Source organism: Bacillus sp. D386, assembly GCF_006346415.1.
Window position 1 is genome coordinate 179,772 of sequence record NZ_VEMV01000003.1, and the last position, 12,281, is coordinate 192,052.

10 protein-coding genes and 1 pseudogene are annotated in these 12,281 nt (G+C 38.2%); 8 read left to right on the top strand and 3 right to left on the bottom strand.

Annotation, left to right across the window (positions count from 1 at the left end; genetic code table 11):
• Positions 1-196: 196 nt before the first annotated feature.
• On the bottom strand, positions 197-2,959 hold the full coding sequence (locus tag FHY45_RS09730) for a PBP1A family penicillin-binding protein (protein ID WP_139891756.1): 2,763 nt from the start codon (positions 2,957-2,959) through the stop codon (positions 197-199).
• 36 nt (positions 2,960-2,995) lie between these two features.
• Positions 2,996-3,613 (bottom strand): Holliday junction resolvase RecU, encoded by a 618-nt coding sequence (gene recU / locus FHY45_RS09735; protein ID WP_139891757.1) that lies wholly within the window; start codon positions 3,611-3,613, stop codon positions 2,996-2,998.
• 666 nt (positions 3,614-4,279) lie between these two features.
• On the opposite strand from recU, the gene FHY45_RS09740 reads away from it, so the two are divergent.
• From FHY45_RS09740 to FHY45_RS20910, 3 genes are all read left to right on the top strand, one after another.
• Positions 4,280-4,534: a hypothetical protein gene (locus FHY45_RS09740; protein ID WP_066107354.1), complete on the top strand. Its 255-nt coding sequence runs from the start codon at positions 4,280-4,282 to the stop codon at positions 4,532-4,534.
• Positions 4,535-4,604: 70 nt separating this feature from the next.
• Positions 4,605-4,967, top strand: a complete 363-nt coding sequence (locus FHY45_RS09745; RefSeq protein ID WP_066107351.1) for a YppE family protein — start codon at positions 4,605-4,607, stop codon at positions 4,965-4,967.
• Positions 4,968-5,033: 66 nt separating this feature from the next.
• Entirely contained in the window at positions 5,034-5,687 is a 654-nt protein-coding gene (locus FHY45_RS20910; RefSeq protein ID WP_225983585.1) for a YppG family protein, read from the top strand.
• Positions 5,688-5,720: 33 nt separating this feature from the next.
• Here the strand turns inward: FHY45_RS20910 and FHY45_RS09755 are convergent, their stop codons facing one another.
• Entirely contained in the window at positions 5,721-6,161 is a 441-nt protein-coding gene (locus FHY45_RS09755; protein WP_066107346.1) for an Hsp20/alpha crystallin family protein, read from the bottom strand.
• A gap of 333 nt (positions 6,162-6,494) precedes the next feature.
• On the opposite strand from FHY45_RS09755, the gene FHY45_RS09760 reads away from it, so the two are divergent.
• From FHY45_RS09760 to FHY45_RS09780, 5 genes and pseudogenes are all read left to right on the top strand, one after another.
• The gene (locus tag FHY45_RS09760) at positions 6,495-7,277 is read left to right on the top strand and encodes an alpha/beta fold hydrolase (RefSeq protein WP_066107345.1); all 783 of its coding nucleotides are present in this window, start codon (positions 6,495-6,497) and stop codon (positions 7,275-7,277) included.
• Positions 7,278-7,368: 91 nt separating this feature from the next.
• Positions 7,369-9,662: pseudogene (locus FHY45_RS09765) on the top strand (DEAD/DEAH box helicase).
• Positions 9,652-10,953, top strand: coding sequence for a ribonuclease H-like domain-containing protein (locus FHY45_RS09770; protein ID WP_139891759.1), 1,302 nt, complete (start codon positions 9,652-9,654; stop codon positions 10,951-10,953). Before FHY45_RS09765 ends, FHY45_RS09770 begins: the two are co-directional and overlap by 11 nt.
• 290 nt (positions 10,954-11,243) lie before the next feature.
• Positions 11,244-11,612: a CotD family spore coat protein gene (locus tag FHY45_RS09775; protein WP_180349942.1), complete on the top strand. Its 369-nt coding sequence runs from the start codon at positions 11,244-11,246 to the stop codon at positions 11,610-11,612.
• A 68-nt stretch (positions 11,613-11,680) separates the two neighbouring features.
• Positions 11,681-12,235, top strand: a complete 555-nt coding sequence (locus tag FHY45_RS09780) for an SLOG family protein (RefSeq protein ID WP_139891761.1) — start codon at positions 11,681-11,683, stop codon at positions 12,233-12,235.
• Positions 12,236-12,281 lie beyond the last annotated feature (46 nt).

The following is a 12,281-nucleotide window of genomic DNA, read 5'->3' on the forward strand; positions in this document are numbered from 1 at the left end:
GGTGACTTCTGCAGTTAGATAACTTTATCTATAGGCAGAGTTATCTATTGTGATTAGTTTACAGTAGAAAGTTATTCGCATATATAGCATAAAAAAATGCACTTCATTGTTAGAATAAGTCTAACCATGAAGTGCATTTTAGTTATTGTTTATAGGAATTTGAAACTTTTCATTTCAAAATGTTCTGGTTTACGGTTTAGGCAATTTTACGTATATGTCTAGGCATTTCTTGAATAGCAGGTGGAATCAGATAGGAAGTTTCGTCAGGCTGGGAAGTACTATTACTTCTCGCAGCAGGCTGTTCTTGCCCATCCTCATCCTGTGGTTCTGGCTGGCCTTCACCAGGGTTAGTACCTTCGCCAGGATTGGTGCCTTCACCAGGGTTAGTTCCTTCACCAGGGTTAGTTCCTTCGCCAGGGTTGGTGCCTTCGCCAGGGTTGGTGCCTTCGCCAGGGTTGGTGCCTTCACCAGGATTAGTACCTTCTTCAGGATTGTTACCTTCATTCGGATCTTCTTCATTACCTGTGCCATTGTCTGGGTTAGGTTGGTTTGGATCCTCTGTATTGTCCTCAGTCGGCTCTTCAGGCTGTTCTTCCTCCTCTGGAGCAGCTTCAGGAATAGAAACAGATGTAGATGCTGAGTCACTCTCCTGGCCGTCTACAGTAGCTGTTACATAGAACGTATACTTTTTCCCGGCTTCTGGAGCATCGAGACTAAAGGAAGTTTCCTTTGTAGTGGTTAACGTTTGTCTGTCTCCGCCATCCACGACAACCTGAACATTAAATTCTGCGTCATTAGAAGAATCATATTTCCAGCTCACGTTTATTCGATTAGATGCTTCATCAAAAGCAGCGTTGAGACCAGAAGGCGCATTTGGTTTTGTATATTTTTCTGATGTTTTAGTAGGTTCATGTCCCTTTACAAAGTACTCATATACAATTTGATCACTTGGTGTATATTCACTTGCTTTAGCGTTTGTTCCTTTTTCAAGGGCAACTTTGACAACCGAACTTGGCTGTTTGAAATTATCAGTTGTCACATTCTCAGACATTTTGCCCATCATTGTTTTAAAGATTTTTGCGGCTATTTTTGTTTCCTGCTTACTCATCGGATTTTTTAATTGTTGATCATAGCCCGTCCAAACAGACATGGTGTAATTCGTTGTATATCCAATAAACCACGCATCCGGTGAACTGCTCTTACTGATATTATATTTTGCCCGGTCTTCTGCAGAGTAGTTTGTTGTTCCTGTTTTTGCTGCAATGTGAAGACCTGGAATATTGGCTGCAGTTCCTGTACCTTTAGTCACAACATCCTGCAAAATGTTTGTAATCATAAAGGCTGTATAATCCTTCATGGCAACTTGTGGTTCCGGTGCCGTTTCAATAACAGTATCATTGTCTCTTAGAACTACTTTTTTTACGACATGCGGTTTATTATAGATACCCTCGTTACCAAATGCAGCATAGGCACCTGCCATTTGTAGAGGGGATGCTGCTTTGTCTACACCGCCGATTGCGGATGCTTCGTAAATTTCCCCAAAGTCAACACCTAATTTTTTTGCAAATTTACCAGCTTGATCTTCACCAACCTCTTGGAGTGTTTTAACTGCAGGGACGTTAAGTGATTTATAAAGCGCCTCACGAATCGTTACATTCCCTTTATAGGTACCCGTTGCACTACCAATTGATTGTCCGGAACTATATTTATATGGTTCATCTTTAATAATATGAGCAGTCGACCATTTCAAATATTCAATTGCTGGACCGTAATCAAGAATTGGTTTAATGGTTGAACCCGGCTGCCTTGTTTTTAAATCTGTTGCATAGTTAAAGCCACGGGCTACTTCTTGGTTTCTTCCACCGCCCATTGCGTTGATTTCTCCGGTCTTTGTATCCATAAAGACCGTACCAGCCTGGAATTTATCATTCGGGTAGTCGATATATTTATCGCTATTCAGTATTTCCTCCATTAGTTCCTGTGCATCAGGATCGATGGACGTATATACCTGAAGGCCATCTGTGTATATATTGTAGTCTCCGATTTCTTCCACTTCATCGATGACTTGATCAACAATAGCATTATATTTTGTGTTTGTTGTTTTCTCGCGTTTTTCTTCTGGTACTAAGCTATCTTCAACACTTTCGGCTTGCGCTTTTTCGCGCTCTTCCGCAGTGATGAAACCTGCTTTTTCCATTAGTTTAAGTACGATGTTTCTTCGTTTTTCCGCTTTTTCCGGATACGTAAACGGGTTGTAATTATTTGGGCTTTGCGGCATACCTGCCAGCGTGGCAGCTTCAGATAAGGTAAGCTCATTCAATTCTTTGCCAAAGTACAGCTTGGATGCTGTGGAAAACCCATGGACTCCGGATGACATATATACTTTGTTAACATACATTTCAAAAATTTGTTCTTTAGAATATTTTTGCTCAAGTTGAAAAGCAAGGTACATTTCCTGTACTTTACGTTTAATCGTTTTTTCTGATTTAAGGAAAGAGTTTTTCACTACCTGCTGGGTAATGGTGCTACCTCCCTGAGAGCCGAAGCCGCCTGTTATGTTTCCAATTAAAGCTCCGCCAACGCGAATAATATCAATTCCATGATGTTTATAAAAACGCACATCTTCAGTTGCCAGGATGGCATTTTCCATCAATTTAGGAACATCCTTATAATCGACGTAATCTCTTGTTTCTGAGCCTACTTCTGTATATATATCTCCGTTTTTATCATAGATTTTCGAAGAAATAGGATCAATCAGGGCGCTGTCATCAATCTCAGGAGCTGTGACAGCCCAGTATGCAAAAACTCCTCCAACTGAAATACCTGCAATAATAAATAGTGCAACTAAAACAATTAAGGTTCTTTTTAATAATGATTTTGATTGTTTCTTTTGTTTTTTATTTCTTTTGGAATTTGCATATTTCCTTTTTTCTGTCCTCGTTTTGTATTGATCTGACATTGTGTTACATACCTTCCTTTCAGGATAAAGGACCATTTAAAATAGTTGGGTACCATATTTTTTGTCAATTATCTTAATATAGTCAATTCTTGGTGAAAACCCAAGCGGAATCACTTCACCTGTATGTTCGATATCCTTTTTTGGTATAGATTTTCTACCGCCAGATAGCATCTCTTCCCAATAATAGATTAGTGTCTCAGCCGGTAAATAGTAAATTTCCTCTGTTACACTGAAGCGCATAATAATAAAGGCTATTCCACCATGTTTAATGATATTGCGCATATGGACAATTTGGTGTTCATGAAAATTCTTTAAAGGGAAAGAGGTTGTTTGTCTGGTTTCCTTCGCTTCAAAGTCAATGTATCTACCTTTATATACACCATTATAATCCGTTGTGGAGGCTTGCTTAAAATAGGCCTCTTTTATGACTGCAGCGCTCCTCTTAGGATAAGAAACATTAACAATCTGAACGGGTGTTGGCTTTTTGTGAACAATTGCGATGTTATTCTCTATATAATAAAGATTTGTTTCGTTTAAGTCATCCTCCAATGTCATTCCCCGATTAGAATAATTCACTTTTTTCTGTTTCAGTACTTTGCTGCCTGTTTTCACAATCGGGTTATATTGTTTTCCATTAGGATATTTTATAGACATAGTATCCCTCCAAGCCCATCCTTATCATAACAAAAATAGCATCAAAATTGTAAAATTCATTATTACTTACAAAGAAAGTTTAAATAATTGGTACAGATACTCATTTATGTAATCTTATTATAAGAAAACGTGTATTTCTCGTTCAATAAATACTAAATTGATAGAATGTAAACGAAACTAAGGCACTTCGAAGTTTATAATAAATTGGCTGGATTCGTCAAAGGTACTTTTTAGATAAAAGGGTTAGAGTATATGATTAGATAGAAGAATGTTACCGAGGTCATCTTTTAAGCGACATAAGTGAAAGAGGATAATAAAAAGCCGGAGAATATAAAATCCTCCGGCTATTAAGTAAGTGGTAGCTAACGATTTAAGTTGATGGTTTATCTGGACCATCTAGTTTTGGATTGCCTGTATGCTTGCTGGATGCGTTATTGCTTTTCTTTTTTTTCTCTTGAGCAGCTGATGTATTTTTCTTCATGACTACACCTCCTATTCATTAGGTTGTCTATGTTGAGAGAGTTTATGCAAGTTGTCGAAGGAAGCATATACGTGCGCCCTCTCTGTTTTCTTTGCCGATACTCTTCTAGTTTTGTCGTCAATGAAGGGATTGAAATAGTTAAATCGAAACCTTAAGTGTATAAGAATGAGGAAAGGGTGAGGTGCATGAGTTCCAAAGAAAATATCATCACATTGCTAAGGGAATTGGAGCAGGAAATAATAGCCCTTGAGGAAGAAATAATTAGAAAAACAGATAATGAAGTAAATGATACAATAGCCGAGTTCACGTATACAATCAAAACTGAAGCCAGGAAGATTGATATGGATATGGCAGATATTCAAATTAAAATGAATAATTTTATTGATGATTACAAACATGATACACAACTGTCTATATTGAAATTGGCTCATTTAACGTAAAATACAAGATAGTATCATTTTTTCGGAAATTCTGTTTAGATTAGGTAAAAAGAACAAGGGTGTAATGTAAATGAAAGATAACTTTTATCAAAAGACAATCGATTTGATAGAAATCGTTAAAGATGCTGAAAAAATCTATAGAGAAGCACGCGAAACGGAAGAGCGTGCAGATTTCCACACTGTGATTAAGCCGTTTGCCGACCATACTAAGCAGCTGGCAGATGAATGGCTTATTGAGGCTGAGCAATGGGTAGCTGATAAAAGACCTAAATATCTATCCCTCATGCAGATTAAGAATACCCATAATAATGTTTTACAAGTTTCTGTCCATTGTTACTTTCCGGAGTCAAGCAAGTCGAGATTCATTAAACATTGCAATGCAGCTTTGTTTGTACTCGAACAGATTCGGATGGAAGAAGTGAACGGGGAGTAACGGTATAGCACCCAATCCCAGATGCTGCATACTGTATAAGTATATAGTTAGAGCGGAGGGAGAGTTATGCTTAAACCACTTCTTGAGAAGAAAGCTAGAAGGCGTAATGGTGATTTTAATCCTTATTATGGAATGCCGGCTGCATCCCGCTTGCCTCCATATGAATATCGAAACATCTATCCGGCTGGAACTGGGGCTCCTCAAGTTCAACCACAGGGTAGTTGGGGGCCGGAGAGCATTCAGCAACAACAATTGAATCCTTTTGAAGGAAACCTTGCTTACCAACCCTACTATCCTAACCAAATGTATCAACAGCCATCCTTTAATCCATACTATATGGAGCAGTATCCAGGAAGTATGCCAATGTCAGGCGGTATGATGGAGGATCAACATTTTTACGGCTATCCGCAGCAGGAAATGCCGAATCAATACCCAAAAGAACAGGTGAATCCATTTCAAAACCCATTATACTCTAAGGATGAAGATTTTTATCCTTTACAGCAGATGAATACAGCTATTACTAATCCATATCCTAAACAAAGCTTTATGCAAAAAAATCAGGGCAGTAATTTTTCATCGGTTCTTAATCAATTTAAAACACAGGAAGGCAGTATCGATTTTAATAAAATGATTGATACTGCGGGAATGATGTTAAATTCAATGAATCAGGTATCCAATTTAGTAAAAGGTGTAGGTTCTATATTTAAAGTAACCACATAAAAAACTGCCGGTTATAGATCGGCAGTTTTTTATTTATCGGATAGATATGCGTTTCTTTTTTGATTTGGGGACTTTGACTGTTAATAAGCCATTTTCGTGGCTAGCCTCAATTTGTTCTTCGTCAATTGGGTAATGGAATGTAAAGCTTCTCGATTTCTTTTGTTTTTCTGTAGCATAGATTTGATCGCCTTTATTTACTTTTCGTACAGTTTCATATGATATTGTTAATTTACTACCCGATATATCAATTTCAATGTAATTTTTGTCGACACCTGCGATAGGAGCTTGAATAATATAATGGGTTTCTGTTTCTTCCCATTCAACGGGAAAGCTTGCAAACATTTTTTGGTTCTGGAAAAAATCATCCATAGACTGTAATAGTCCGCTCCTTGTGTTCTCGGTTAACAAATCATCCATTTGTGAAATGAAGTTACGGAGCGGTTCAAATGCACCATTCTTCTTGTTTTGAGCCATATATTCTCCTCCTCTGATGATTCTATCTTTAGCATATGCAGGCTATTCTTAATTGTTAAATAATTAGGGTGATAAAGGAGTACGATGTAAACGAAGATATCATAGTCATTTGGCTATATAATGGCGGTTTTGCTTTATATTTAAGCAATGTTATAACAGGAGGGATAATGGTAAAATGAATGGGTAAATATAGAGAAAGTTTTAGAAGTTGAGCTTGTCTCTTTTTAATATCGAATCATACATACATGTAAAAGACTCCACCCTGAACGTAGAAAATATGCGGGGACGGATCTTTAGATTTAATTATCATTAAATGAAAAGGTGTGGAAGTAAATGGAGAATAATCTTGTGAAATTAGCTTTTAAGGAAGAAGGCGCTGGAAAGCCTATTATCTTACTGCATGGTTTTTGCGGAAGCAAGGATTACTGGGAAAAAGTGATTCCTTATTTAAGGAAATTCTACCGAGTAATTGCTGTTGATGTAAGAGGTCATGGCGAAACAGATACTACAAAGATTGGATACGATATTCATGATATGGCAGAGGATTTGTATAATTTCTTTATTGAACATGATTTAAAGGATGCTTATCTATTTGGTCATTCAATGGGAGGATATATTACCCTTGACTTTGTGGATCACCATCCCGATCTTATCAGCGGATATGGACTCATTCATTCCACTGCATTACCAGATTCCCCTGAAGCAAAGAAAAAACGGTCAGCAGGTGTCTCTACAGTAGAAGAACAGGGAGTTTCCTTTTTCGTTAAGGATCTCATCCCTAAATTGCTGTCAAAAGAAACAAGGGAAAACGAACAAGAGATGCTGAAAACTTTGTATGATATTGGCGTTGAAACGAGACCAACAGGCATCATCGGTGCTTTAAAGGCTATGAAAAATCGTGAAGATAAGAATTATGTGCTGCAAAGGAACGATATCCCAGCTCTTCTCGTAGCCGGTGCAAGAGATGAGGTTGTACCGATAGAGAAAGTATTTACTGTGAGCGGAGAGCATATTACACAAATAGTTATTGATAAAGCCGGGCACATGGGAATATTTGAGACCCCGGAGCAAGTATCCACGGCTATTACCTCATTCATAGAAAAAGTGAATCAATAATTGGAAGGTCGTATCTTGAAAAAGATGCGACTTTTTCCTTTTCAAGGGAACGTTCATTCGGTACAATGATGACAGAAATGAGGTGTGCATCATGTTTGGGAAGAAAAATTTAGTGGAGTTCATAGATGATTTTCACAGGATGAACAATACAAAGACAATATTGCTTTTTGGCATACCATCGATGAAAAAAAAGCTACGTATTCACCCTTTCCAACTGAATTAAATGAAAAGTTAAAGTCTGCCCTTGAAAAAAGAGGGATTGAAGCTCTATACAGCCACCAGGCCGAAGCTTATAAATATATAAGAAATAATAAGAATATTGTGGCGGTCACTCCTACTGCTTCAGGGAAAACATTGTGTTATAACTTACCGATTCTCCAATCGATTCTTGAGAATGCAGATACAAGAGCTCTTTATTTATTTCCGACAAAAGCATTGAGCTATGATCAAAAATCTGAATTAGAGGAACTGATTGATGCTGCAGATGCAGATATTAACAGCTATACGTATGATGGTGATACACCGACTAGTATCAGGCAAAAAATCCGCAAAGCAGGCCATATCGTAATGACAAATCCGGACATGTTACATTCCGGAATATTACCCCATCATACGAAATGGGTCAGTTTATTTGAAAATCTGAAGTATATTGTTATTGACGAGCTTCATACGTACAAGGGAGTATTTGGAAGTCATACGGCTAATGTGATCAGAAGGTTAAAGCGAATTTGCCGTTTTTACGGAAGTGATCCGATTTTTATTTGTACGTCTGCAACGATTGCCAATCCGAAGGAACTTGCAGAACAATTAACGGAATCTAAAATGATCTTAATTGAGCGGAATGGTGCACCAGCAGGCAAAAAGCATTTTGTGTTTTATAATCCGCCAATCGTCAATAAACCTTTTAATATCCGCAGAAGCTCCATATTAGAGGTCAGAAAGATAGCTAGCACTCTTTTAAGGAATAAAATCCAAACAATTGTTTTTGCGCGCAGCCGTGTCCGTGTTGAAATATTGGTTACGTACTTACAGGAATTAATTTCGAAACAATTGGGACCGAAGGCGATTACGGGTTATCGCGGGGGATATTTGCCGACACAAAGGAGGCAAATTGAAAAGGGATTGCGAGATGGATCAATCTATGGGGTTGTCAGCACGAATGCACTTGAACTGGGCGTGGATATAGGACAGCTCCAGGCATGCATTATGACGGGGTACCCAGGCTCGATAGCCAGTGCCTGGCAGCAAGCAGGCAGGGCAGGAAGGCGTCACGGCGAGGCGTTGATTATCATGGTTGCGAGCTCCAGTCCATTAGATCAATTTGTCATCCAACATCCTGATTACTTCTTTAATAAAAGTCCGGAAACAGCGAGAATTAATCCTGATAATCTGGTAATCCTTGTTGATCATCTAAAATGTGCAGCTTTTGAAATCCCGTTTAAAGAAGGGGAGGAATTTGGCGCTGCAGAGGTTACAGAAATTCTGGAATATTTGGCAGAGGAGCATGTATTGCACAAAAATAAAGATACATGGCATTGGATGAATGATGCTTTCCCAGCACATGAAATCAGTCTTAGATCTGCTTCGCAGGAGAATGTGGTCATTATAGACCGAACTAATCCAAAAGTGCAGGTTATCGGAGAAACGGACCGATTCTCAGCTATGACTCTTCTACATGATGAAGCCATATACTTACATCAAGGAATCCAATATCAGGTAGAGTATTTGGATTGGGAAGAAAAGAAGGCATATGTACGCGAGGTCAATGTGGATTACTATACGGATGCAAATCTTGCAGTTCAGGTAGATGTGCTGGAAATTGACCGAACAAACGTTAATCCGAAAAGTGAAACTACATTTGGAGATGTTTCCGTTCGAGCAATGGCAACGATTTTCAAGAAAATCAGATTTGACTCACATGAAAATATTGGATCGGGACCAATTCACTTACCAGAAGAAGAAATTCATACGAATGCATGTATGCTCTCTCTTATGGAAGGGAGTGTCGATTGGAAGGAAGAGAGGCTCGAGGAGGGGCTGATGGGTGCTGCTCACGCTCTGCGAGGCATCATTCCAGTCTATGTGCTGTGTGATCCAGGGGATATTCATGTTTACCCCCAAGTTAAGGCAACGCATAATGAGCTTCCAACCATCTTTATTTACGATCATTATCCGGGAGGAATTGGTTTAAGCAAGCATATGTACGAAAACAGTGAACAAATTATTCAAGAGACGATTCAGGCAATTAGAGTCTGTCCATGTGAAAATGGCTGCCCATCCTGTGTTGGAATGGAAGGCACTGGCTCGTCTTTAAAGGAGGATTCCATTAAAGTGTTATCCATTCTTGGAAACCGAATGGCCGGTGACAAATTACATGTCCATTAAAAATAAACTAAACCGGATGAAAAAGCATTTGAATACAAATGTTGGAGAAGGCTCAAAAAAACGTATGGAAGTATGCTCTGAACCTGAACCCGATACACCTATTAAAAATGTTGACATCCCTTTCTTTGAGCAATGGAGCGAATTCGGGGCCTTTCCTGTTATTTACGAGAATGAATATTGCCTAATCAGGGAGGTCAGCTATCCACTTGATTATCAGCATGGAAAGTATACATTTGATATGCTTCCACAAATTGTGAAGATTTGGAATGAGAGCGATCTAAAGCACCCTCTTTCTGCCAAAGGATTTGAAGCAAATCAAATGTTTTTCTTCGATACAGAAACAACCGGTTTGGGTGGTGGTGCAGGAACTTCCATCTTTTTGCTTGGATATGCTTTTTTGGAGGATGAGAATATCAAGGTCAGACAACATTTTCTCCCTAGACCAGGGTTTGAAATTCCGTTTTATAAGACCTTTTTAGAAAAAGTGAATTATGAGACGTTGGTCACCTATAATGGAAAGGCATTTGACTGGCCGCAAGTAGTTACGCAGCATACTCTTTTGCGTCAGCACTTGCCGAAATTACCTAATTTCGGTCATTTCGATTTATATCATGCTTCTAGAAGACTGTGGAAAAACAAATTGGATCGCGTAAAGCTATCAGTTGTTGAAAAAGAGGTACTTGGTTTCGAGAGGAAGGATGATGTGCCGGGATACCTTGCCCCTATCATTTATTTTGATTATATTGATAGGAAGAATCCGGAAGCTATTTTTAAAATTATGAAACATAATGAATGGGACGTTTTATCTTTAATCACCTTATACATTCATCAATCCGCCCTATTATTAAATGATGATGCATTGGAGCATGAGGATTCATTTGAACTGGCTAGGTGGTTTTCTTATTTAAAGGATCGAGAGCGTGCTATTGGTTCCTTTGAAAAAGGAATTTCTGAATCCAAGCATGATGAAGAACGATTGAATGTACTATTTCATTTGGCAAACGAACATAAAAAGAATAAAAATGATGAAGCAGCAGTAAAGCTTTGGGAAGAGGCGTGCGATGCACAGACACCAGTAATTGTTTGCTGTTCCCTGATTGAGCTTGCAAAATATTTTGAGCATAAGAAAAAGGATTATGCTAAAGCTCTGGAGTATACAAATAAAGCTTTGGTGAAAATAAGGGAATATTCCTTTCATAAGCATGGTATTCATGAAAAATCAACTCTTCACCGCATTTGTCGACTGGAGCGTAAATTAGATAAAGAAGAAATTGGAATAAAAGAAAACTAAATAATGGTTGTTATGTTTGTCCATCCCATGTAAATTAATGTTATACACCTTTGATAATTTGCAGAAGGAAGTGAACATAAATCGGATGTATAAGGTTGTCTTTTATTTATTCTTTGTTGTTATTGGATTATCGATGGTAATTTTTAATTCTATTTAATTATAATGTAGCAGTTCTGATGCTGAAACATTTTTTTATAAACGGAAAATAGGTAATTGCCTTAGTACAGTCTTATCCATCTTTTCATAGTCTATTTATGTAAGCTATATAGATAATGAAAGGAGAGACGCGTATGTTCGGTCGTCGTCATCAACATCATTGTGGTCCTATTCAAGTACCAGGGTGTAACAAAGTGCAGGTGTGCCCACCGGTTTGCCACCAGCCGATTCAATTTGTTAAGGAAAATTGCTATACACATATAGTTCCGCATGTGCATCCTGTTCAAACTCTTGAAGTAAATAAGCATGTGTATCAACATCAACATCATTTCCCACATTCTTTCCAAAGTGCCAATAGTGTTCATAATCAATCTAATCAATTTGGTACACCAACTCCACCGCGACCTGGTTGCTCAGGAAGTGGTAGCGGACTAGGAAGTGGATTTGGAAGTGGAAGTGGAAGTGGATTTGGAAGTGGCAGTGGCAGTGGATTTTGCTGCTAAAAGTAAGAGGCGTAAAGCCTCTTCTTTTTATGATTTAATGTATAATGTATAAATGGATGTGAACTTATATGGGAAAAGTCGTATTCGTAACAGGATATAAGGCCCACGAGCTTGGTATTTTTGATCAAAATCACGAGGGTATCAAATACATAAAAAAAGCACTGCTGAGTCGCTTGTTAACTCTTCTCGAGGAAGGTATGGAATGGGTAATCATTTCAGGGCAACCCGGAGTAGAACTATGGGCTGCACAGGTGATTTTTGACTTGCAGGAAGAGTATCCAGATCTTAAGCTAGGTGTTTTACTGCCCTATTTAAATCAGGAAGATAATTGGAAAGAACCGGTTAAAGAGCTGTATGAAGAGGTACTCCTTCAGGCAGACTATGTTGAGGCTATTTCAAAGAAACCGTATGAAGGACCGTGGCAGTTAAAGCTAAAGAACCAATTTATTGTCGATAAAAGCGATGAAATGTTAATATTGTACGATGATGAAAAGGACGGAAGCCCTAAATATAGCTGGTTTGAAGGTAAAAAGAAACAAAATAAACAGGATTATCCTATTAATCAAATAACATTTTGGGACCTGCAAAGTTTAATTGATGAGGCACAATGGGAAGATTATTAAGAGGAAATTGACAAACAGCACTTTTTTTGAAAAAATATTATATATT